Origin of the sequence: Bradyrhizobium quebecense, assembly GCF_013373795.3 — a bacterium.
Classification (GTDB): Bacteria; Pseudomonadota; Alphaproteobacteria; order Rhizobiales; family Xanthobacteraceae; genus Bradyrhizobium; species Bradyrhizobium quebecense.
Genome location: NZ_CP088022.1, coordinates 8,183,468 through 8,206,953, shown reverse-complemented (window position 1 = coordinate 8,206,953; position 23,486 = coordinate 8,183,468). Strand labels below are relative to the sequence as shown.

Here is a 23,486-nt window from a genome sequence, read left to right as displayed (position 1 = left end):
TCGTCAGCCCATCGTCTCCAGTTCGTCGATCATGCCGGCGATAACGGACAGGCCGCCATCCCAGAATTTCGGGTCCTTGGCGTCGAGCCCGAACGGCCGCAGCAGCTCGGAGTAATGCTTGGTGCCGCCGGCGGCGAGCATGTCGAGATAGCGCTCGGCGAAACCGTCAGATGCGTGCTCGTAGACCGCATAGAGCGAGTTCACCAGGCAATCACCGAACGCATAGGCGTAGACGTAGAACGGCGAATGGATGAAGTGCGGGATGTACATCCAGAACGTCTCGTAGCCCGGCTTGATCTCGATCGCGGGCCCGAGGCTCTCGCCCTGCACGCTGAGCCACAGCTCGCCGATCCGCTCGGCGGTGAGCTCGCCATTCTTGCGCTCGGTATGAACCGCACGCTCGAATGAATAGAACGCGATCTGCCGCACCACCGTGTTGATCATGTCCTCGACCTTGCCCGCGAGCAGCGCCTGGCGCTGCTTGGCGTTCCTGGTCTGGGACAACAGCCGCTTGAAGGTCAGCATCTCGCCGAACACGCTCGCGGTCTCCGCCAGCGTCAAAGGCGTCGGCGCCATCAGCGCGCCGTTCTTCGCCGCCAGCACCTGATGGACGCCATGGCCGAGCTCATGTGCCAGCGTCATCACGTCGCGCGGCTTGCCCTGATAGTTCATCAGCACATAGGGATGCGCCGACGGCGTGGTCGGATGCGAGAACGCACCGGGCACCTTGCCGGGACGCACCGGCGCATCGATCCAGCGATCGCTGAAGAACCGCTCCGCGATCTCGGCCATCTTGGGCGAGAAGCCGTTATAGGCCGACAGCACCATGTTGCGCGCCTCCGGCCAGGCGACGGTGCCGGTCGCCGCGAACGGCAGCGGCGCGTTGCGGTCCCAGTGCGGCAGCTTCTTCTTTTTGAACCAGCCGGCCTTCAACGCGTAGTAGCGGTGCGACAGCTTCGGATAGGCCGCGCGCACCGAGGCGACCAGCGCATCGACCACCTCGCGCTCGACCCGGTTGTTGAGATGTCGGGAATCCGCGATATCCTGGAAGCCCCTCCAGCGGTCGGAGATTTCCTTGTCCTTGGCAAGCGTGTTGGTGATCAGCGCGAAAGTACGCTCATTGTCCTTGAAGGTCTTGGCGAGCGCCTGCGCCGCCGACTTGCGCTTGTCGCCGGCCTTGTCCTGCAACAGGTTCAGCGTCGGCTCGATCGCGAGCTCCTTGCCCGCGACCTTGAAGCGCAGGCCGGAGATGGTCTGGTCGAACAGCCGGTTCCAGGCCGCGTAGCCGCTCTGCGCCTTTTCGTGGAAGAGCTGCTCGACGCGATCCTCGAGCTGGTACGGCTTGTCCTTGCGCAGATCCTCGATCCACGGCCGGTAATGCCCGAGCGTGGGTTCGGCCATCGCGCGCTCGATCACATCATCGTCAACCCGATTGAGCTCGAGCGAGAAGAACAGGAGATGCACCGATGCGGCCGTGAGCCGTTCGGAGACGTCGCCGTAGAATTTCGAGATCGCGGGATCGACGCTGTCGCCGGCATGGACCAGGCCGGCATAAGAGCCGAGACGGCCAGCCAGATCGTCGATCGCCTCATAGCGGCGGATCGCCCCGGCCAGCCACTTTCCGCCACCTTCCTTGCCGGTATTTTCGGCAAGCTTGCCCTTGTAGTCGGTCTCAAACGCGACGCAATCTGCATCCATTTTCTGCAAATCGCGTGCGACTTCCGGCGCGTCGATACCGGAGTAGAGATCTGCCAGATTCCATTCCGGAAGCTTGCCGGTCTTGCTGGCTGCCTGTTTCGCCGCCGGGCTGGCTGCGGCCGGTTTGCGTTGCGCGGCCGTCTTGCGCAGCGCGGCTTCCTTGCGGAGAGCGGCCTTGCTGAGAGCAGACTTGTTGGAAGCAGTTTTGGAGCGCGAGGTCATCTTGTTCGTAACCTTACTTCAGTCGGAAAGATGTCGCCGGCGGCGGAATGAAAGCGGGTTTGCAAGGTTTAAGAGTGCGTTAATCGGCATCGGCGACAGTGCCCCGATTCGAGACAGATAAACGTAGCGTGCGGGGAAAACCATGGCTGCCACCATTTTGATCGCCGATGATGACGCCGTACAGCGTCGTTTGGTTGAAAACATGGTGCAGAAGTGCGGTTATGAGCCCCTCGTCGTGGACAGTGGCGACGCGGCGATAGCGGCCCTGACCGCATCCGAGACGCAGGCGATCGATGCCGTCGTGCTCGACCTCGTGATGCCGGGCCTCGACGGTCTCGGAGTCCTCGCAAAAATTCGTGAAGCTGGTTTGAACGTCCCGGTCATCGTGCAGACCGCGCATGGCGGCATCGACAATGTGGTGTCGGCGATGCGCGCCGGTGCCCAGGATTTCGTCGTCAAGCCGGTCGGCTTCGAGCGGCTGCAGGTCTGCCTGCGCAACGCGCTCAACGCATCGGCGCTCAAGGGCGAATTGCAGCGCATCCGCCACAGCCGCGAGGGCCGGCTGACCTTCTCCGACATCATCACCCGCAGCGAGGCGATGGCCGGCGTGCTGCGCACGGCGCAGAAAGCGGCATCCTCGACCATCCCGGTGCTGATCGAGGGCGAGTCCGGCGTCGGCAAGGAACTGTTCGCGCGCGCCATCCACGGCAGCAGCGAGCGCAAGGCCAAGCCCTTCGTCGCGGTGAACTGCGGCGCGATCCCGGACAATCTCGTCGAATCGATCCTGTTCGGCCACGAGAAGGGCGCCTTCACCGGCGCCACCGAGCGTCATCAGGGCAAGTTCGTCGAGGCCCACGGCGGCACGCTGTTCCTCGACGAGGTCGGCGAATTGCCGCTGGCCACACAGGTGAAACTGCTGCGCGCGCTGCAGGAAGGCACCGTCGAGGCGGTCGGCGGCCGCAAGCCGGTCAAGGTCGATGTCCGCATCATTTCGGCGACCAACCGCAAGCTGCTCGATCTCGTGAAGGCCGGCCAGTTCCGCGAGGACCTGTTCTACCGCCTGCACGTGCTGCCGCTGACCATTCCGGCGTTGCGGCAGCGGCGCGAAGACATCCCGCATCTGCTGCGGCATTTCCTGGCGCGGTTCTGCGCCGAGGAGAACCGCAACATCACCGGCATCAGCGGCGATGCGATGGCGCATCTGGCGCAGCTCGATTGGCCGGGCAACATCCGCCAGCTCGAGAACACGGTGTATCGCGCCGTGGTGATGAGCGATGGCGACCAGCTCGGGCTCGCCGACTTCCCGCAAGGAGCGGCGCATCCGGTGCCGGAAGGCAAAATGCTCCAGGGCGAGCCGCTGGTGGTGTCGCCGTCCACGGCGCCCGCCATGATCTCCGGTAATGAAATACCTGTTACCGCTGCCCTGCCGACAGCGGGCGGCCTCTCGATGCTCAATGCCGCGGGCGAGGTGCGCCCGCTAGAAGATCTCGAGAACGAGATCATCCGGTTCGCGATTTCGCATTATCGCGGACAGATGTCGGAGGTCGCGCGTCGCCTCAAGATCGGCCGCTCGACCCTCTACCGCAAGCTCGACGAAGCCGCGGCCGGCACGCGCACTAGCGACGCTACCTAAACCTGAGGCCGACAGGGCCATACCAGGGAACCTTTTGAACCGTGTCCCGTCGGTGACAGACAAAGGCTGTGCCGCGTGGCAAAAACGCACGGCCCGAGCGAAATCAGCCGCTTCGAGGTCAGTTTGTCGTGAGTTGCCCCGCAAGGCGCTGGCTGCATAAGAGAGGCAAATGTATCGTCTGCGTTAATTGCATGCAGGCATACGAGTCGTCTGAGAAGCCAGGCGCTTTCGCGCAAGCTATGAAACCGAATACCGATTTGAACTGTTCCAGAATCTGGGGGGCAGTTCCACCCAGGGGGTGCGAAAATGCGTGACTGTTCGAACAACCGTCGAGGATTTGACCGCGTATTGATGGCCGTCGCGGCGACCTTCCTCACGGTGTCCGCGAGCTCGGCCTTCGCGCAGGACACGCCTCGCTCCAGCGCCTCGGAACTGGCGATCGACGCCGCGATCCCGCGCCCCGAACCGGCCAATGTGCCGCCGCCCACCGCAAGCGATTTCAAGGCCGACACCACCGCCGCGCTGCCCGACGCCGCCAAGCCGGCGGACGTGAAGCCCGCCGAGATGCAGGCCACCGAAGCCAAGCCCGCCGATGCAAAGCCTGTCGATACAAAGCCGGCAGAACCGGGCGCGACCGCCAAGGCCGTCGAGCCGAAGCCCGCTGATGTCGTCACCGCGCCGTCGACCAAGCCCGCCGATGCATCCAAGATCGATGCACCGAAGACCGATACCGCGGTCGCGCCGGCTGCGGCCACACCAGCCCCTGCAACCGCAACGGCACCTTCCGCAAGCCCCGCGCCGGCAACGGCCACGGCGCCCGCCATAACTCCGGCTCCCGCGACGGCAGCAGCTCCGGCGACTGAGCCCGCGATGGCTGCGAGCAACGTTGCCGCCGAGGATCAGCCGGTCGCCGACAAGCTGCGCGAGCTGCTCGCCGGCAAGTCGCTGCGCACCTTCGATCGCAAGAACGAGCGCGCCGCGGCCGAGAAGTTCTATTCGGCCCGCGAATACGCACCCGTCTTCACCAAGGCCGGCAAGCTGACCGATGCCGGCAAGGGCGTCATCGCCCGCCTGAAGGATGCGGCCGCCGACGGCCTCGATGCCGCCGACTATCCAGTGCCGGATTTCACTGCGGCAACGACGCCCGATACGCTGGCCGACGCCGAGCTGAAGCTCGCGGCCAGCATGCTGGACTATGCGCGCCAGGCCCAGAGCGGCCGCATGCACTGGTCGCAGGTGTCGGCGGACATCCTCTATCCGGAGCATCCGATCGATCCGGCCGAAGTGTTCGCGAATGTGACCTCGGCCAAGGACGCCTCCGCCGCACTCGACGGCTATAACCCGCCGCAGAAGCTCTACAAGGAGCTCAAGAAGAAGCTCGCCGAGCTGCGTGGCCAGGGCGACGGCCCGGTGATCACGATCGCCGACGGCCCTGCGCTGAAATACGTCCCCGCGCGCAAGAAGCAGGCCGCGGTCGAGATGGACGATCCGCGCGTGCCGGACCTGCGCAACAAGCTCGGCATCACCGAGGATGCCGACAGCACCAAGTATGACGCGACGGTGGCGCGGGCCGTGGAGAAATTCCAGAGCAGCGTCGACCTCAAGGCGACCGGCGTGCTCGACGAGCGCACGGTGAAGGCGCTGAACAATCCGAAGCGCGACCGTCAGATCGACACCGTGCTCGTCAACATGGAGCGCTGGCGCTGGCTGCCGCGCCAGCTCGGCGCTGCCAATGTCGGCAATGCCTATGTGATCCTCAACATCCCCGACTATACGCTGAAGGTGATGCAGAACGGCGCGCAGGTCTGGACCACGCGCGTCGTCACCGGCAAGCCCGGCCAGCACGCCACGCCGCTGCTGACCGAGACGATGAAGTACATCACGGTCAATCCGACCTGGAACGTGCCGCCGTCGATCATCTACAACGAGTATCTGCCGGCCCTGCAGCAGGATCCGACGGTGCTGCAGCGCATGGGCCTCAAGCTTGAGCGCAACCGCGACGGCTCGATCCACGTCTCGCAGCCGCCCGGTGAAGCCAACGCGCTCGGCCGCATCCGCTTCAATTTCCCGAACAAGTTCCTGGTCTATCAGCACGACACGCCGGACAAGTATTTGTTCGCGAAGGATGAGCGCGCCTTCAGCCACGGCTGCATGCGCGTGCAGAATCCGGATCAGTACGCGTCCGTGCTGCTCAACATCACCGAGCCGAACCAGCACTACACGCCGGAACGGATCCGCAGCATGTACGGCTCGAGCGAAGTCGATCTGAAATTCCCGACGCCGATCCCGGTCAACATCACCTACCAGACCGCGTTCGTGGACGACGCCGGCAAGCTGCAAATCCGCAGGGACATCTACGGCCGCGACGCCGCCATGCTGTCGTTGCTCAAGAACAGCCGCGGCAAGGACCTCGAAACGGTCGTTGCGCACGCCCAGCCGAGCTACGCGCGGCCGCCGAGCAGCAGCCTGCCGCCTGGCGTCAACGTCGCCGGCGACAACAGCGGCTTTGGCTCCTCCGGACCGAACTTCTTCGAGCGCCTGTTCGGTGGATTCGGCCAGCCGGAGCCGCAGCCGGTCCGCCGCGGCCAGGCCCAGCAGCAGCGCCGGGTGATCACCCGCTAATCTGCCCCTCCGCCCGATTGGGATAAATTTTGAAGTAAAATCAACGATCTCGCTCGAAAAGCGAGATCGTTTACGTTAACCATTTCCCATGGGGTCCGGGGAACAGGGCTATCTTTTGCCACACTCCCCCAGTTAGTTAAGCCCAACTTGGGGGCGGGTCGGTAAACCTCGGTTAACCCTCCCGCTTTAAGAAAGCGTTCACCGTCTTCCGCAGGGGGTCTGCGAGGATGCCGACCGAACGCTCGTCGACTGGGTGGGCTCATAGTGCTGGCTGTTTTCGCACGCCGCTACAATCCGCTGTCGCTGCCTAAGGCCGGATACCAAGTCGGCCTGACCGCGCTATTGCTGTTGGCGGGCGCCGGCTCGGTGCACGATGCGACTGCGCTGAACCAGACCCGCACCCTCACCTTCCACCACACCCATTCCGGCGAAGACCTCAACATCACCTTCAAACGCGATGGCCGCTACGACGAAGCCGCGCTGAAGCAGCTCAATCACTTCCTGCGCGACTGGCGCTCCCAGGATGAGGCGGTGATGGACCGTCACCTCTTCGACATCCTGTGGGAAGTCTATAACGACGTCGGCGGCAAGCAGCCGATCCAGATCATCTCCGCCTATCGCGCCCCTGCCACCAACGCCATGCTCCGCCGCCGCTCCTCGGGCGTTGCGCGCCACAGCCAGCACATGCTGGGGCATGCGATGGACTTCTTCATTCCGGGCGTGCCGCTGGAGCAGATCCGCTTCGCCGGCCTGCGCCTGCAGCGCGGCGGCGTCGGCTTCTATCCGACCTCGGGCTCGCCCTTCGTGCATCTCGACACCGGCGGCATTCGCCACTGGCCGCGGATGACCCGCGAGCAGCTCGTCCGGGTGTTCCCGGACGGCCGCACCGTCCATGTCCCGACCGACGGCACACCGCTGAAGGGCTATGAACTCGCCAAGGCCGACATCGAACGCCGCGGCAATGGCGATGATGCTGCGACCATCAGCAAGCCGAGCCTGTTTGCGAAGCTGTTCGGGGCCGGCAAGTCGGGCGACGATGAAGACGAAGGCGCGGCCGCTGTGAACGACAAGCCCGCGGCCCCCACCGTGGTTGCGGCCGCGGCCCCTGCAAAATCCGCCGACCCCGTTCCGCTGCCGCGCGCCAAGCCGCAGCAGTTCGCCGCCGCGATCCAGCTCGCCGCCGCCGACGCGCAGCTCGTCCCGATGCCGAAGGCGAAGCCGGCGGTGCAGGTGGTGCAGACGGCCGAGAACACCGCGCCGCAATCGCCGGCCGACATCATCAATGCCCGCGGTTTCTGGGGTGACGAGTCCGCGGCGCCGAAGCAGGCATCGGCCGCGCAGATCGCCGCGCTGAAGGCGCGTGAGGCGGTCGGCGGCTCCGATCCGCAGACCACCGCCAGCACGACCGACAACTTCAACAAGGCGCTCGCTTATGCGCCGGCCGCGTCCTCACCGGTCGATCGCGCCAACATCGTCGCGGCGACCGCGCCGATCCCGCGCAATGTGCGCCCGGCGCGCAATGCGGCGGCGCCGGCCACCGAAATCAACACCGTCGTTGCGAAGGGCACACCTGGCCAGGGCGTCATCACGACGTCGGCGCGGATCTCGGCCGCCAAGGGCAACGACATTTGGATGCGCGTCGTGATGCTGGCGCCGAGCGCGAGCAGCGGCATGCTGACCACCGTGCTCGGCGACACCGACATGAACATGATGCGGCAGCATTTCGTGAAGCCGCAGGCCGCCGTCGCCATGACCTTCTCGGAAGATCCGATGATGGGCATGACCTGCGATCGCTTCTCGGGCTCGGCGACCGCCCTCCTGACGACCCAGTCGTTCGTGCTGCGCACCGCCTCGCTGCGCTGAGCCTCGCGAGTCAATTTACCAGCAGGTCAAGCCGGCAGCCCTGCCTTGAGCAGGCCGGCCTCGTAGCGCGCCCGGTCGGGCGCGCGCTTGTAGTGCTGGGTTGCCAGGTGAGCGCCGACCGAGAAGGTCGGCTCGCGCTTCAGCACCTCGGTCGCATGGGCTGCGGCCGCCACCGCGTTGCCCATCTGCGCCAATGTCGCGGCGAGGAAGGCGTGATGGGTGTGGTCGGGCCGCGTGATCCGCGAGAACGCCTCGGCCGCGTCGGCGTATTTCTCGGCGCAATAGCAGGCCCGGCCGAGATGACTCCAGAATCGTTCCGGATGGAACGGATTGAGGCGCATCGCCCGCTTGATCCAGTCGATGCCCTCCTCCGGCCGCCCGAGCCAGGTCAGGAGCTCGCCCTGCTGCACGACGACCAGATCGTAGTTGGGATTGAGCGCGAGCGCGCGCTCCTGGTGGAAGGCCGCCTTGTCGTGGTCGTCGCGGTTGAGGTTCAGCGCCGCGAGGATCCGGTGCACGTCGCTGTCGTTGTCGTCGAGCTTGAGCGCGATCTCGAGCTCGGCCGCCACCTCCGCGAAGGTCGCGTCGCGATCGTCGCACCAATTGTAGACCCAAGTCTGGCCGAGCACGCAGGCCCGCCAGGCGTGCGCATGGGCGTAGTTGGGATCGAGCACGATGGCCCGCTCGAGCAGACGCCGCGCCTCCGCATTGTCGTCGCGGGCCGAGCGATGATGCAGCACCTTGGCGGCAAGCACGCACTCATAGGCCGCCATGTTGTCGGTCGGCTTGCGCTTGACGCGGTCATGGGCAGCGGCCTCGACGCGGCCCGGCAAGGTCGACACGATCGCGCGCGTCATCTCGTCCTGGATCGCGAAGATGTCGGCGAGCTCGCGGTCGTAGCGTTCGGCCCAGACGTGCCGGTCGGCCTCGGCATCGATCAGCTGCACGGTGACGCGAATCCGGCCGCCCGCCTTGCGCACGCTGCCTTCCAGCACATAGTCGACCGCGAATTCCTTCGCGACGTCCTGCACCTTCACCGCCTTGCCCTTGTACACGAAGGTCGAGTTGCGCGAGATCACGAGCAGATCGTGGAAGCGCGACAGCTCGGTGATGATGTCCTCGGTGAGGCCGTCGGCGAAGAATTCCTGCTCGGGATCGCCGCTCATATTGACGAGCGGCAGCACGGCGATGGAGGGCTTTTTGGCGACGACAGGGGCGGCCGCCGCGCTTGGATGGTCAGTAGTGGATCTGGCGCCCGATTCGAGATGGACGCGGAAAACCCGGATCGGGCGCGCAATGTTCTTGACGGATTGGTCGCCGAGATCCTCGAAGCTCAGATCTTCCAGGCGATCGCCGACCTGATCGCGGACCGCGCCGGAAATGCAGATGCCACCGGGTTCGGCCAGCACCTCGAGGCGCGAGGCGACATTGACGCCGTCGCCGAAGATGTCGGCACCGTCGACGATCACATCGCCGAGATTGATGCCGATGCGAAACTGCATCCACCGCGCCGGCGCGACGTCGGTGTTGCGCTTGGCCATCCGGCGCTGGACCTCGGCCGCGCACAACACCGCATCGACGACGCTGTGGAATTCGACCAGCAGACCGTCGCCGGTGGTCTTGATGATGCGGCCGCGATTCTTGGTGATGGCCGGATCGATCAGCTCGATCCGATGGGTCTTGAGGCGCGCAAGGGTGCCCGTCTCGTCAGCCTCCATCAGTCGGCTAAAGCCGACCATGTCGGCGGCGAGGACCGCAGCGAGCCGACGCTCTGGTCCTGGCACGTCCATCTGAACGCTCTGCCGGTTACCTCACCGGCAGTGTAGCAAATCCCGGGATTTCACCCAAGCCTCGCCAAGAGGATTGGGTGAGTTACCTCGGGGGGGCGCCTTGGCGACGCCAGACCGGCCCGCCTGCCGCCTCAGAGCATCCCGAGCGCCTGCATATAGGTCTCCAGGATGGTTTCCTGCTCCTGGCGCTCGTTGGCGTCCTGCTTGCGCAGGCGCACGATGGTGCGCAGCGCCTTGACGTCGAAGCCGTTGCCCTTGGCCTCCGCATAGACGTCGCGGATATCGTCCGAGATGGTCTTCTTTTCCTCTTCCAGCCGCTCGATGCGCTCGATGATGGATTTGAGCTGGTCCTTGGCAAATCGCGTTGCGGGTTCATCCTGAACGGCGGCAGACGTGGTGGCCATCGCGTACTCCTGAAATGGCAATGAAATGTCGCGCGAATACGCGCCACGCGCACCGCTTGTTGCGGGCGACCCTCGATTTTGGAGCACGTCCCGTCAAGGAAACATCGCGCTCATCCACAGCGCGCCCACAGGAGATGCGGACGGCCACGGAACTGGGGTCACATCAATCGGGAATTAGTGCCCGCTTTGGGCCTTCTTCATCGCCGCGAGCTGCTCCGGCGTCGCGCCGCCCTGATACTTCGCCTTCCACTCCTCATAGGGCATGCCGTAGACCGCCTCGCGGCTCTCGTCCTTGCTCACGGCAAGGCCCTTGGCGTCGGCCTCTTCCTTCATCCAGTTGGACAGGCAATTGCGGCAGAAGCCGGCAAGGTTCATCAGGTCGATGTTCTGCACATCGGTCCGGTTGCGCAGATGATCGACGAGGCGCCGGAACACCGCGGCCTCAAGTTCTGTTCTGGTTTTGTCGTCAATGCTCATGATCGTGATCCCGGTGTGATGTGCTCACCATATTGATATCAGGTGGGAATTGTCACAGATTTTGCCATATCGACGCGCAATACGGAGCTGGCTGGCCACACTGGCCACGGTGCCGCAGCGTGGCAGACGGGCGCCCGCCCGTTGACAGTGCGTGCCGGGCACGCGAAATCGACAATGATTTGATATAGCTTCGCCGCATGAGCCCAACAGATTCTCTCGCCTCAGCTCCCCGCACCATCCGCCTGATCCTGGCCGGCATCCTGCCGGTGCTGGCGCTTGTCGCGGCATGCCTGTGGACGAGCCCGGCGGCCGCCGATTTCCGGCTCTGCAACAACACCTCGAGCCGGGTCGGGATCGCGCTCGGCTACAAGGATGCCGAGGGCTGGACCACAGAAGGCTGGTGGAATGTGTCGTCGCGGACCTGCGAGACCCTGCTGCGCGGCAACCTTGTGGCGCGCTACTACTACATCTACGCTCTCGACTACGATCGCGGCGGCGAATGGTCCGGCCAGGCCTTCATGTGCTCGCGCGACAAGGAATTCACCATCAAGGGCACCGAGAATTGCCTGGCGCGGGGCTTTGACCGCACCGGCTTCTTCGAGGTCGACACCGGCGAGCAGCGTGCATGGACCGTCCAGCTGACCGAAGCCAACGAACAACAGCCGCAGAAAGTACCGGGAATGCCGGGCGGCGTGGCCCCGGGAAGTCCCGGGGCGATGCCGGGCCTGCCCAACCCGCCGCCGGGCGCAGCGCCTCCGGGCGCGTCGGGTCTGCCGCCAGCCGCACCACCCGGAAACAAACAATGAGACGACTGCGCCGAATCAAGATCCTCGCAACGCTCGGCCCGGCCTCCTCAGACAGCGCGATGATCCGCAGGCTGTTCGAGGCGGGCGCCGACGTGTTCCGCATCAACATGAGCCATACCCCGCATGACAAGATGCGGGAGCTGGTCAAGACCATCCGCAATGTCGAATCGAGCTACGGCCGGCCGATCGGCATCCTGGTCGACCTGCAGGGGCCGAAGCTGCGGGTCGGCGCCTTTGCGGAAGGGTCGACCCAGCTCAAGAACGGCCAGAGCTTCATTCTGGATTCCGACAAGACGCCCGGCGACAACAGCCGCGTCCAGCTTCCGCATCCGGAGATCCTCGCCGCGCTCCGGCCCGGCCACGCGCTGTTGCTCGACGACGGCAAGGTGCGGCTGATCGCCGAGGAAACCTCGCCCGACCGCGCGGTCACGCGCGTCGTGATCGGCGGCAAGATGTCGGACCGCAAGGGCGTCAGCCTGCCCGACACCGACCTGCCGGTCTCCGCGATGACCCCGAAGGACCGTGCCGATCTGGAAGCCGCGCTGCCGGAAGGGATCGACTGGGTTGCGCTGTCCTTCGTGCAGCGTGCCGAGGACGTGATCGAGGCCAAGAAGATGATCCGCGGTCGCGCCGCGGTGATGGCCAAGATCGAGAAGCCGCAGGCGATCGACCGACTCGCCGACATCATCGAGGTGGCGGACGCATTGATGGTGGCGCGCGGCGATCTCGGCGTCGAGCTGCCGTTGGAGCGGGTGCCGAGCCTGCAGAAGCAGATGATCCGGATGGCGCGCGGCGCCGGCAGGCCGGTGGTGGTCGCAACCCAGATGCTGGAGTCGATGATCCAGGCACCGGTGCCGACGCGCGCCGAAGTCTCCGACGTCGCCACCGCCGTCTACGAGGGCGCCGACGCCATCATGCTGTCGGCGGAATCCGCCGCCGGCAAATTCCCGGTCGAAGCGGTCTCGACCATGAACCGCATCGGCGAGGAGGTGGAGCGCGATCCGACCTATCGCAGCGTGATCAACGCACAGCGCGTCGATCCGGAGGCGACGGTGGGCGATGCCATTGCCGATGCCGCGCGGCAGATCGCCGAGACGCTCGATCTGTCGGCAATCATCTGCTGGACGTCATCCGGCTCGACCGCGATCCGCGTGGCGCGCGAGCGGCCCAAGGTGCCGGTGGTCGCGATCACGCCGAACCTCGCCACCGGGCGCAAGCTGTCGGTGGTGTGGGGCGTGCATTGCGTGGTCGCCGAGGACGCGCATGATCTCGACGACATGGTTGAACGCGCCGGCTCGATTGCATTTCGGGACGGCTTTGCCAAGGCCGGCCAGCGCGTCATCATCGTCGCCGGCGTGCCGCTCCGCGCGCCCGGCACCACCAACATGCTGCGCATCGCCTCGGTCGGACCGAACGGCGACGCGCAGCTGTAGATTCTCGTTTTGACGCGTTTTCTTCACGCGAACCGGTGCTCGCTTCGCTCGAAAACGCTCTAACCCGCCCCGCCGGGCGACGCATCAGCGTGGCCCCAAGGCTGCGCTCCAGACCGTCAGCCCTGCAACGCCGCGTCGAGCGTGATCTTGGTGTTGAGCAGCTTCGACACCGGACATCCGGCCTTGGCCTTGCCCGCCAAGTCCTGGAACGTTGAGTTATCGGCGCCCGGGATCTTCGCCGATAGCGTCAGGTGCACGGCAGTGATGGCAAAGCCGTCGGCGACCTTCTCCAGGGTCACGTCGGCCTTGGTCTCCATGTGCTCGGCCGTGAGCTTGGCCTCGCCCAGGATCAGCGACAGCGCCATCGTGAAGCAGGCGGCATGCGCCGCGCCGATCAGCTCTTCGGGGTTCGAGCCGGGCTTGCCCTCGAAGCGACTGGCGAAGCCATAGGGGTAATCCGAGAGCGCGCCACTCTTGGTCGAGATCGCGCCCTTGCCGTCCTTGATGCCACCCTGCCATTTGGCCGAACCATGGGTCGTCGTCATGCGTTGCTCCGTGAGATTGGTTGAACCCAGCCTCAACCTACAACGCCAATGCGACGGAAGTGTTCGCCGCGCAGCTGCGATCTCAGGCCCCGACCAGCGCCTTTGCCGGGGTCGTCGCCTGCACCACAAGGCCACGGGCGCGCGCGTCCATCACGCCGACCGCGCGCAGCGCGAGCAGCGTCACGGTCTGCACCGCATCGCGCAGCTTGATCGGATCGTCGAGATTGGCCGGCGCCAGCGGGCCGACCAGCGCTTCGTGCAGCGCGCCGAGCAACGCGGTGGCGGCAAGCGCCGTGTCCTGTGCCGGCAGATGTCCGGCGCGTACGGCGGCGTCGATGCGCATGGCCAGCTCGCCGGAAATATCGCGGCGGCTGGCGAGGCGCGAGGCGGTGACGTCGACATCGACCGGCTCGGCCAGGATGCCCCAGGCCAGCTTGCGCTGCGACAGCACGTGGACCGCAATCGTCGTCACCGCGGCCGCCAGCGCCGATGACGGTCCGGGCGCGGCCTCTGCGGCGCGCCGGATCGCGGACAACTCGTCGCGTGAGACCTCCGTGATCAATTCCGAGATCAGCTCGGCCTTCGACGGGAAATAGCGATAGACGGTGCCGGCCGCGACATTGGCCCGCACCGCGACGGGTGCGATCTGGACCGCGGCCATGCCGCCCGCCGCCGCCGCGTCGCGCGCAGCCGACAGGATGGCGCTGCGCCGGGCAGCCAGCCGTTTCACAACCTGATGAGTTCGCCGGTAGACCATGGCATTCCGTCCCCCCACCGTGCGCCCTGGCCGGCGCCCACCGGCAGAACACACGCGTCTTCAATGTTTTGAACGATTGATCCCGCAACCGTTTGAAGAAGTGAACAACTATTCAGACTGAATGACAAGCTGGAATTGTAAGGATTTTGCGACGGCCGCACGCCACCTCCGATTGAACTGGCGGCTCTCCGGTCGACGGAAGCGCGAGGTGCCAACAGCACTCAGGTCCGGATTGGGCTTCCGATGGTAAATCGCGCGCCAAAATAATTGCTCGAAATCGAGACATCCGATCTCGCGCGGACCCACGACATCGCGGTCGCATTTACCCGAATTTATCGGAAGCCGTGGTCGAGTGCGCCCAACGCCACGTGTGGCATTGCCACGATGTTCCCGGCCGGACCAAGAAAGCGCATGTCACTCTCCATCACCAGCAGCGTGGGCAGCCGTAGCGCGGTGCGAGGACTGCTGCCGCTGTGCGCCGCCGTGGGCGCCTATCTGTTCTATCTCTCCGCCGGAGAAATCCTGCTGCGCGATTCCGACACGGAGTGGCAGATCAAGGTCGGACAGAGGATCCTCGAACACGGCGCGATGCCGACATCAGACGTGTTCTCATTTACCCGTTTCGGCGAGCCCTGGATCTCGAGCTCGTGGCTGTCGCAGGTGGCGTACGCTCTCGTGTACGGCGGCGATTGGACCGGGCCGGTGATCCTGACGTCGGTCGCGATCGGCGCGTCGGTCGCGATCTTCCTGCATCTGTTGAGCTCGTATTTCGATCCGGCGCGTGCACTCCTGATCGCGGCGCTGGCGCTGCTGCTGTCGACGATCCACTTCTTCGCGCGGCCGCATGTGCTGGCACTGCCGGTGCTGCTGGCGTTCGTCGGCGGCCTGATGTCGGCCGCGGATCGCCGCACCCATCCGTCATGGTGGCTGCTGCCGCTGATGGCGTTGTGGGCCAATCTGCATGGCGGCTTCGTGCTCGGCCTGGCGCTGATCGGGCCGATCGGACTGGAGGCGGTGTGGAGCGCGGAGCCGAGCCGCCGCCGTCAACTCATCGTGCGATGGGGATTGTTCGGCGTCGCCGCGCTGGCCGCGAGCTGCGTGACGCCCTATGGCTGGAATAGCCTGCTGGGTGCGACCAAGATCCTCAGCCTCGGCAAGCTGCTGTCGCTGATCGGCGAATGGCTGCCCGCGGATTTCAGCAAGCCCAGCTTCTTCGAAGCCACGCTGCTCGGCCTGATCGGCGTCATCTGCTATCGCGGGCTGACCCTGTCGGTGCCGCGGATCCTGTTGCTGCTCGGGCTGATCTGGATGGCGCTGAGCCATATCCGCAACATCGAGATGTTCGCGTTCATCGCGCCGCTGGTGCTCGCCAAGCCGATCGCCGAACAATGGGGAATGGCAGGCGTCCGCGCCACCCGCTTCGAGGAAGGACGCGCCGTCCCCGTCGTCACGATCCTGGCTACTATCGCGATGGTGATCGGAGCGTGGGTGACGACGACGATGTTCGTCGCACAGCACGAGTTCAAGTTCCTGCCGGTGTTCTCGCCCATTGCCGCCGTCGACGTCCTCCAGCAACACAAGGCGCAGCGCGTGTTCAGCACCGCGCCGTTCGGCGGCTACATGGTAAGCCGCGACATGAAGGTGTTCATCGACGGCCGCGCCGAGCTTTATGGCGAGCAATTCGTGCTCGATTATTACGCCGCGCTCGATGCCCGCGACGTCGGCCAGCTGCTGGACCTGCTCGACAAATACCGGATCGACGCCACGCTGTTGAGCTCGGACTCTCCGGCCGGAAACGCGCTGGACCACCTCAAGGGCTGGAAGCGGCTCTACAAGGACGACATCGCCGTCATCCATGTGCGGTCGGACGAGACGAAGGCCGGCGTGCTCCCGGCAGCCGAGAGCTCGAACTAGGCGCGTACTCCTAAATGCGTTACGTCCGCTTTTGCCTCGAAAGCCGGCGTCGGAGGCGACATAGGTTCAAGCCAGCTTTGGGCCCAAGAGCAGACCCGCTCCATTAATCCGTTTGAATGAGGTCGCCGATCGAAATAATTCCACCCGAGAGAACCTCGGCCCGCACGCCGCCTCGATCGCGATAAGCCTCCGCAAATCCCATCTTGCCAGTGACTGCGGACGGGAGATGGCATGGCCTTGTCGGTTCGGAGCCGCGCAGGCGCACGGCGCCGATGCGGAATTCCTTGCCCAGCAATCCATAGACGTCGATACCGTCGACGACGATGTTACGTCGCGTTTCATTCACTTCGAAGGGAATGAGACCGCGCTGGACCAACTCTCTATTTGCGGCCTCGATGGCTTCGCAGGCGATCAGGGAAACATGGCGTGCTGCCACGCGCGGCAATTTCGAGTAAGAGCCCTCACCACGTTCGTATCGATCCCCTTCCAGCCCGCGACCGGCAAAAGCCCGCACTGAGGTGCACGTCTGCATGGGCTGTCCAATGGCGGAGGCGACAAACAGACCAACAACGCTCGCCATGGCCAACCTCCTGTGATTGATGCACATGTTCCCCGGAAGGACGGCCATCCGAGTTCCACCGTGGCATTCGCGGCAGTCCGCATCCCGCGCCGGGGGTGAGTTCAGCGTTGAAATTGCCCTGAAGGCGTCATAAGCAGAAGGGGGAATTTGCTACTACCTACATTAGGATTGGCGATGGCAAAGGCCTCCAACTGGGAAGCTCGCATCGGCCGGCGCATACGTCTGCACGACCTGCACGCGTTCGCGACCGTGATTCAATCTGGGAGTATATCCAAGGCGGCTGTGAAGCTCGGCGTTACCCAGTCGGCGATATCGCAGATGGTTGCGGATCTCGAAGCCACCCTGCAGGTTCGACTGCTCGACCGCAGCACCCGTGGTGTCGCATCCACGGTGTTTGGGGACGTTCTCCTCCGACGGAGCCGCGCGGCCCTCGACGAGTTGCGTCAAGGAATGGAGGAAATTTCATTCCTCAGCAATCAAACGACGGGTGAGGTGCGCGTCGGTTGTCCCGAGTCCATTTCGTCTGCCGTGTTGCCGCGGATCGCCAATCTGTTCTTCCGGCAATACCCGCGCGCCGTTCTTGACTTCGAGCACATTAATCTCGGTCGGCTGTCGCTTCTCCTCGACCGCAAGATCGACCTCGTGATCGCCCGGGGCAACCGCAGTTTTGGCGCGCCGGAGATTCCAGATGAAGTCGATGTCAGAACACTGTTCGAGGACGAGCTTGTTGTCGCCGCAGGGCCGAACAACCGCTGGTTCAATCGTCGCAAAATTGAACTTGCCGACATCGTTCACGAACGCTGGATCCTGACCGAGCCAGGGATATGGAATCACTCGGTGGTCACGGAGGCCTTCGCGGCACAAGGACTTGAGGTGCCCAACATCAGCATGCGAACGCTCTCGGTGCATATGCGGACCCAACTGATCGCGACGGGGGATTTCATCACCACATTGCCGCGCTCGGTATTGCACCTGTACGCCGAACGCTATTCGCTAAGAGCGCTGCCGGTCGACCTCCCCGCCCGACCGTGGCCTGTGTCAATCATCACCCTGAAGAACCGTTCATTGAGTCCGATCGTGCACCGCTTCATCCGGTGCGCCGAGGGCGTCGCAAAGGAGATGGATGCCCGGCCGCGCTTGCGCCAGTCGCGTTAGTCGATGACCGCTTCGGGTCAAAGCCGGCCTATAGCGGCCGAGCCGAGCGGCGTCCGCTTGCCCTCGGAGACCGACGCCGGGGCGATCTCAGCGCTTGCCGCGCTCTTTGACCGGGATCACGAATTTCAGCCCCGACCACACCGCATCGACGGCGCAGACCTTGATGTCGACCAGGCCGGACGCAAGCCCCGCCGCGCGCACCGCCCTGTCGTCAAGATCGGTCGCAACACCCGAGCTCTTCTTCGGCCACGACACCCAGATCATGCCGCGAGGTGCGATCGCCTCGCGGTAACGCCGCAGCTTGGCGGCGAGCCCCTTGGCCTCGGCCGCGAACAGATGCACGGCATCGAGCGGCGCCCGCACGGTCTTCGCGATCCGCAGATCGGCAGGCAGCCCGCCGACGATGTCGCCATAGGGAACGGACAATCCGTCGACAAAAATACAAAAGCCCGGCTTGAGGCCGAGCTTTTGCACAATCGGTTTGCCGGAAGGGCCGGCCATGGCGGGCGAGGCTTACGCCTGCGGCTGCGGCTCCATGCCGGTGTCCGGATCGGGACGCGGGCGGGGCTTGCCGGCCGGCGGCACGGCGGAGGCGCGCGGCGTCGACGGCTCCAGCACCGACTCGCGGTTGGGCTTCTTGCCCTTCAGCAGGTCGATGATCTCGTCGCCGGTCAGCGTCTCGAACTCGAGCAGGCCCTTGGCGAGCGCCTCGAGGTCTTGGCGCTTCTCGGTGAGGATCTTGGTCGCCTCGTTGTAGCCTTCCTCGACCAGACGCCGGATCTCGGAGTCGATCTTCTGGACCGTCGCCTCGGACGCATTCTGGGTGCGCGAGACCGACATGCCCAGGAACACCTCGTCCTGGTTCTCGCCATAGGACACGGTGCCGAGCTCTTCCGAGAGGCCCCAGCGCGTCACCATCATGCGGGCCAGGCGGGTCGCCTGCTCGATGTCGGAGGCGGCACCCGAGGTCACCTTCTCGCGGCCGAAGATCAGCTCTTCCGCGACACGGCCACCCATCATGATGGCGAGGCGCGAGGTCATCTGCTCCAGCGACATCGACAGCTTGTCGCGCTCCGGCAACTGCATCACCATGCCCAGTGCACGGCCGCGCGGAATGATGGTCGCCTTGTGGATCGGATCGGTCGCGACGACATTGAGGCCGACGATGGCGTGGCCGCCCTCGTGATAGGCCGTCAGCAACTTCTCTTCCTCGGTCATGACGAGCGACTTGCGCTCGGCGCCCATCATCACCTTGTCCTTGGCCTCTTCGAACTCGGCCTGCGTCACCATCCGCTTGTTGCGGCGGGCGGCGGTCAGCGCAGCTTCGTTGACGAGGTTCATCAGGTCGGCGCCCGAGAAGCCCGGGGTGCCGCGCGCGATGGTCTTGAGGTTGATATCCGGCGCCAGCGGCACCTTGCGGACGTGAACCTTGAGGATCTGCTCGCGGCCGACGACATCCGGATTCGGCACGACGACCTGACGGTCGAAGCGGCCCGGACGCAGCAGCGCGGGATCGAGCACGTCGGGACGGTTGGTCGCCGCGATCAGGATCACGCCTTCATTGGCCTCGAAGCCGTCCATCTCGACCAGCAGCTGGTTCAGGGTCTGCTCGCGCTCGTCATTGCCGCCGCCGAGGCCGGCGCCGCGATGACGGCCGACCGCGTCGATTTCGTCGATGAAGATGATGCAGGGCGCGTTCTTCTTGGCCTGCTCGAACATGTCGCGGACACGACTCGCGCCGACGCCGACGAACATTTCGACGAAGTCAGAACCGGAGATCGTGAAGAACGGCACGTTGGCTTCACCCGCCACCGCGCGCGCGATCAGCGTCTTGCCGGTGCCGGGAGGGCCGACCAGCAGCACGCCGCGCGGAATGCGTCCGCCCAGCCGCTGGAACTTGCCGGGGTCGCGGAGGAATTCGACGATCTCCTGCAGATCCTGCTTGGCCTCGTCGACGCCCGCGACGTCCTCGAAGGTGACGCGGCCATGCGCCTCGGTCAGCATCTTGGCACGCGACTTGCCAAAGCCCATCGCCTTGCCGGCGCCGCCCTGCATCTGCCGCGACAGGAAGATCCAGACGCCGATCAGCGCGATGAACGGCAACCAGGAGACGAGCAGCGAGACGAACCACGGCACGTTGTCGCCGGGCGCCTTCGCGGTGATCTGCACCTTGGCGTCATAGAGGCGCTTCACGAGCGACGGATCGCTCGGCGCGTAGGTCTGGAAGCTGGTGCCGTTGTTGAAGGTGCCGTGAATCTCGGGCCCCTGAATCACGACGTCGCGGACATGGCCCTGATCGACCTCGGTGAGAAGCTGCGAGAACGAGATGTCCGAGGACGACGAGCGCTGGCCGGGATTCTGGAAAAGCGTGAACAACGCCAGCAACAGCAGGACAATGATGACCCAGAGGGCGAAATTCCGCAGATTGGCGTTCATGGTCTTCCTTCGTGGTCGCGCGGATCGCGGCCTCTCTCTAATCCTTGGGCAGGCTCTGTGGGAATCCCCAGGGAATCCATCCCGTCGATGCCCTACAATCTAGGTGCCGCTGGGGTCGATGCCAAGGGAACCACGCACGACTATTTACCGCATCCTAGCCCGATTCCCGGTCAAAAAATGACGCGGAATCCGGTGTTTTTCCGGGGTGGTTAAGCCTCCTTGCCGGATTATGACCGCGGTTGAAACAATCGAACCCGGCTCAGCGGGAACGGGCCCGGCGAGGCGGCGCCGGGCTGATCCTGATACGGCCGGAGGCGACACTGATGACCGCTCCGGCAAGCGTCTGTTTCAGCTTGGATTCGCGTTGTCGCAAGGGCTGATTGACGGCCTCATCGACCGCGGCGAGCAGGGTTTCGACCTTGCCGAGTTCGGCCGGCCCCTCGTGTCCAGTGCGATCGATGGCGCGCTTGAGCAGACGGAGGCGGATTTCGTCCGGCATCACCGCGAACAGTGCCGCGTCGAAGCCCGCATCGAAGTGATCCTCGCTTTTCAACGCAAGATAGCGCTCGGCGCCGTCGACCAACACCTCCAGCGCGGCGTTGGCGCGCGCGATCCGCGCCGCGAGCCGTGCCAGGTTCCGCGCGTCGCCGCCCTCCTCCGCCAGCAGCGGCATCAGCGCGCGCAGCCGTGGCCGCGTGAAGGACGGATCGCGGTTGGTCGGATCGTCGGCAAAACCGATGCCCGCCTTCTTCAGCGTCGCGACCAACTGCGCCTTCGAGATATCGAGCAACGGTCGCGTCAGCATGACGCCATCGCGCTCGGTCTCGCGCGCCATCGCCGAGAGACCCGCGACGCCACTGCCGCGCAGCATCCGCATCAACAGCGTCTCGGCCTGGTCGTCACGGGTGTGCGCGGTCAGGATATGCGTCGCGCCGTGCTTGCGCGCGGCTTGGGCGAGCAGGCCATAGCGCGCCTCGCGCGCGGCTGCCGGCACGCCGGTGCTGGGCTTGTGCCCGCTCCAGCGCAATGTGTGATGCGGCAGGTCGAGGCTTCGCGCCAGCCGTTTGACGTCGCGGGCCTCGCGGGCCGCTTCAGGACGCAGGCCGTGATCGACGGTGACCGCCACCAGCCGCGGTCCCTGCGCGAGCGCGCGGCGCCAGCGCGCGGCCAACCACATCAGCGCGACGGAATCGGGACCGCCCGACACCGCGAGCACGATCGCTGGCGCACGCGCCAGGCCTGCGAACAGGCGCTTGGCGTCGCTTGCCGGGATGGCGGATTGGTCGTCGGGCATCACAGAACCAGCAGGTCGCGGAAGGCCGGAAGCGGCCTCCCCCGGCTGGTTTAGCACTTCACGCGCTTCTGCTCGCGGTCAACCGCAGCTTTGACGCCGCCGGACGCGCGCGGGTACTTCCGCGCGATCTCGCCGAATGCGGCGCAGGCGGCTTCCTTTTCCTTCAGCGCCGCCAGCGACTGGCCGAGCCGCAGCAGCGCGTCGGGCGCTTTCGTGGACTTGTCGAACTTGGTGGTCACACCGAGGAAGGTTTCCGCAGCATCGCGATATTGCTGGCGCTGGAAATAGCTTTCGCCGAGCCAGTATTGCGAATCCGCCACCAAAGGATCGCTCGGATACTTGGTGGCGAAGTTCTTCATCGTCTCTTCGGCGAGCGCATAGTCCTTGCGCTGCATGTAGCCGATACCGAGGTCGAACTCGTCCTTCGGCGTGGCCGACGGCGGCAACGTGGTCAGGGCCGCGCTCGCGCCGGGCGCCCGCTGCGGGCTCGTGTTGCCGAGATCGAGCGGCTCGCCCGCTCCGCGGCCGCCGGGCGCGCCGACCGCCGCATCGTTCTGCATCGGCATCTGGCCGCCGCCACCGAGCACGCGCGGAGCGCCGGGCGCATTCGGATTCTGGGTCGGATCGAAGGCATCGCCGCGGCCGCGGCGGCCGGGAGCCGCCGCCGCCGGCTCCTGCACGATCGGGGCGGGCGCTGCGATCTGCTGCTGGTCATAGCCGCCCTGCGGCTGCCGGCCGTATCCTTGCTGCGGCTGGCCATACCCCTGCTGCGGCTGAGCGAAGCCGGGCTGCGCCTGCGGGTACCCCTGCTGCGCCGGCGGCACCGCCGCGACGCCGGGCTGGGCCGCCGGAGGCTGTCCATTCGGGCCGGGCGGCTGGCCGCCAAGCTGGCGCAGGCGCTCCTCGAGCTGGCGGTTGCGGTACTGCAGCTCCTCGTTCTGCCCGGTCAGCTGCCGCAGCTGGTTCTCCAGCCGCTCGATCCGCATCTCGGCATCGGAATCGTCGGATTGGGCAAACGCTGGTGCGGAAACGGCGAACAGCGCCGCGATCGCCGCGGCGGAAGAAAGAAAATGTAGCCTGGATGACATTTTGCCCTGACGACGAGATCGACGTGAAAAGCGCGCGACTTTGAGGGACGGAGTACGCCAGAATTGTGACTTGCAGTTCAAATCCGGGACAGCGTCGCGGATACCGGTTTAGTACGGACGGTGGAACAAGCAAGCGGCCAATTGCACGCAGCTTCGTTCATCTTGATGAAGCCGGGTCGGGCTTTCATGCGGCCAAAAACAAAACCGGCGCCCGAGGGCGCCGGCTTGGAAAACGCGTCCAGGATCGCGTCAGGAGCTGGCGTTCAGCACGGTGACGGCGCGGCGGTTCTGCGACCAGCAGGAGATGTCGTTACAGACCGCGACCGGGCGCTCCTTGCCGTAGGAGATGGTGCGCATGCGGCTCGGATCGATGCCGCGCGAAGCGAGATAGGCGCGAACCGACTGGGCACGGCGCGCACCGAGCGCGATGTTGTATTCGCGCGTGCCGCGCTCGTCGGCATGACCTTCGATGGTGAAGGAATAACGGTTGTATGTCTGCAGCCACTGCGCCTGCTTGTCGAGGGTCGCTGTCGCCTGCGGGCTGAGATCGGTCTGATCGCTCTCAAAGAACACACGGTCGCCGACATTGACCACGAAATCCTGCTGGCTGCCCGGGGTCGCGGCGCCCCCAATTGCGCCATTGGCGTCCAGCGGGTTCTTGTTGGCGCAGGCACCCATCGACAACGCCACCGCCAGAACCGCAGCCAGCTTCATACCCTGGAGGATACGCATCTGATGTTTCATTCCGGAGCCTCCACGCTCACGCTCT

Annotated in this window: 19 protein-coding genes; 7 read left to right on the top strand and 12 right to left on the bottom strand. The window is 65.3% G+C overall.

What is annotated here, in order from left to right:
- Positions 1-3: 3 nt before the first annotated feature.
- Positions 4-1,920, bottom strand: coding sequence for a M3 family oligoendopeptidase (locus tag HU230_RS38925; RefSeq protein WP_176533682.1), 1,917 nt, complete (start codon positions 1,918-1,920; stop codon positions 4-6).
- Between the two features lie 142 nt (positions 1,921-2,062).
- Here HU230_RS38925 and HU230_RS38920 point away from each other — a divergent pair, with 142 nt between their 5' ends.
- The 3 genes from HU230_RS38920 to HU230_RS38910 all read left to right on the top strand — a co-directional run bounded on the left by HU230_RS38920 (position 2,063) and on the right by HU230_RS38910 (position 8,038).
- Entirely contained in the window at positions 2,063-3,553 is a 1,491-nt protein-coding gene (locus HU230_RS38920) for a sigma-54-dependent transcriptional regulator (RefSeq protein WP_176533683.1), read from the top strand.
- 306 nt (positions 3,554-3,859) lie between these two features.
- Positions 3,860-6,175, top strand: a complete 2,316-nt coding sequence (locus tag HU230_RS38915; RefSeq protein ID WP_176533684.1) for a L,D-transpeptidase family protein — start codon at positions 3,860-3,862, stop codon at positions 6,173-6,175.
- Between the two features lie 264 nt (positions 6,176-6,439).
- Complete coding sequence (locus HU230_RS38910; protein ID WP_176533685.1) at positions 6,440-8,038, top strand: peptidoglycan L,D-endopeptidase MepK; 1,599 nt, start codon at positions 6,440-6,442, stop codon at positions 8,036-8,038.
- A 26-nt stretch (positions 8,039-8,064) separates the two neighbouring features.
- Here HU230_RS38910 and HU230_RS38905 read toward each other — a convergent pair whose 3' ends face one another.
- The 3 genes from HU230_RS38905 to HU230_RS38895 all read right to left on the bottom strand — a co-directional run bounded on the left by HU230_RS38905 (position 8,065) and on the right by HU230_RS38895 (position 10,709).
- Positions 8,065-9,828 (bottom strand): adenylate/guanylate cyclase domain-containing protein, encoded by a 1,764-nt coding sequence (locus HU230_RS38905; RefSeq protein ID WP_176533686.1) that lies wholly within the window; start codon positions 9,826-9,828, stop codon positions 8,065-8,067.
- A gap of 131 nt (positions 9,829-9,959) precedes the next feature.
- Positions 9,960-10,232 carry a DUF2312 domain-containing protein gene (locus HU230_RS38900; protein ID WP_029085502.1) on the bottom strand — a complete coding sequence of 91 codons (273 nt, stop codon included), beginning with the start codon at positions 10,230-10,232 and terminating at the stop codon, positions 9,960-9,962.
- Positions 10,233-10,406: 174 nt separating this feature from the next.
- A complete protein-coding gene (locus HU230_RS38895; RefSeq protein ID WP_176533687.1) occupies positions 10,407-10,709 on the bottom strand; it encodes a DUF1244 domain-containing protein in 303 nt (100 codons plus the stop codon).
- 197 nt (positions 10,710-10,906) lie between these two features.
- Here HU230_RS38895 and HU230_RS38890 point away from each other — a divergent pair, with 197 nt between their 5' ends.
- On the top strand, positions 10,907-11,515 hold the full coding sequence (locus HU230_RS38890) for a DUF1036 domain-containing protein (protein WP_092123478.1): 609 nt from the start codon (positions 10,907-10,909) through the stop codon (positions 11,513-11,515).
- Positions 11,512-12,948: a pyruvate kinase gene (gene pyk, locus HU230_RS38885; RefSeq protein WP_176533688.1), complete on the top strand. Its 1,437-nt coding sequence runs from the start codon at positions 11,512-11,514 to the stop codon at positions 12,946-12,948. Before HU230_RS38890 ends, pyk begins: the two co-directional genes overlap by 4 nt.
- 116 nt (positions 12,949-13,064) lie before the next feature.
- Here the strand turns inward: pyk and HU230_RS38880 are convergent, their stop codons facing one another.
- A complete protein-coding gene (locus HU230_RS38880) occupies positions 13,065-13,493 on the bottom strand; it encodes an OsmC family protein (RefSeq protein WP_176533689.1) in 429 nt (142 codons plus the stop codon).
- An 82-nt stretch (positions 13,494-13,575) separates the two neighbouring features.
- Positions 13,576-14,250: a TetR/AcrR family transcriptional regulator gene (locus HU230_RS38875; protein WP_176533690.1), complete on the bottom strand. Its 675-nt coding sequence runs from the start codon at positions 14,248-14,250 to the stop codon at positions 13,576-13,578.
- A gap of 411 nt (positions 14,251-14,661) precedes the next feature.
- Between HU230_RS38875 and HU230_RS38870 the strand changes: the two genes are divergently transcribed.
- Complete coding sequence (locus HU230_RS38870; RefSeq protein ID WP_176533691.1) at positions 14,662-16,164, top strand: hypothetical protein; 1,503 nt, start codon at positions 14,662-14,664, stop codon at positions 16,162-16,164.
- A 103-nt stretch (positions 16,165-16,267) separates the two neighbouring features.
- Here the strand turns inward: HU230_RS38870 and HU230_RS38865 are convergent, their stop codons facing one another.
- Positions 16,268-16,744, bottom strand: coding sequence for an MOSC domain-containing protein (locus HU230_RS38865; protein WP_176533692.1), 477 nt, complete (start codon positions 16,742-16,744; stop codon positions 16,268-16,270).
- A gap of 174 nt (positions 16,745-16,918) precedes the next feature.
- On the opposite strand from HU230_RS38865, the gene HU230_RS38860 reads away from it, so the two are divergent.
- Entirely contained in the window at positions 16,919-17,899 is a 981-nt protein-coding gene (locus HU230_RS38860; RefSeq protein ID WP_176533693.1) for a LysR family transcriptional regulator, read from the top strand.
- Between the two features lie 87 nt (positions 17,900-17,986).
- Here the strand turns inward: HU230_RS38860 and HU230_RS38855 are convergent, their stop codons facing one another.
- From HU230_RS38855 to pal, 5 genes are all read right to left on the bottom strand, one after another.
- Positions 17,987-18,400 carry a DUF3052 domain-containing protein gene (locus HU230_RS38855; protein ID WP_176533694.1) on the bottom strand — a complete coding sequence of 138 codons (414 nt, stop codon included), beginning with the start codon at positions 18,398-18,400 and terminating at the stop codon, positions 17,987-17,989.
- A gap of 12 nt (positions 18,401-18,412) precedes the next feature.
- Positions 18,413-20,335, bottom strand: coding sequence for an ATP-dependent zinc metalloprotease FtsH (ftsH, locus tag HU230_RS38850; RefSeq protein WP_092123466.1), 1,923 nt, complete (start codon positions 20,333-20,335; stop codon positions 18,413-18,415).
- Positions 20,336-20,594: 259 nt separating this feature from the next.
- Complete coding sequence (tilS, locus tag HU230_RS38845; protein ID WP_176533695.1) at positions 20,595-21,629, bottom strand: tRNA lysidine(34) synthetase TilS; 1,035 nt, start codon at positions 21,627-21,629, stop codon at positions 20,595-20,597.
- Between the two features lie 50 nt (positions 21,630-21,679).
- Positions 21,680-22,717: a tol-pal system protein YbgF gene (gene ybgF, locus HU230_RS38840; protein ID WP_176533696.1), complete on the bottom strand. Its 1,038-nt coding sequence runs from the start codon at positions 22,715-22,717 to the stop codon at positions 21,680-21,682.
- Positions 22,718-22,966: 249 nt separating this feature from the next.
- Positions 22,967-23,461, bottom strand: a complete 495-nt coding sequence (gene pal, locus HU230_RS38835) for a peptidoglycan-associated lipoprotein Pal (protein WP_092123460.1) — start codon at positions 23,459-23,461, stop codon at positions 22,967-22,969.
- Positions 23,462-23,486 lie beyond the last annotated feature (25 nt).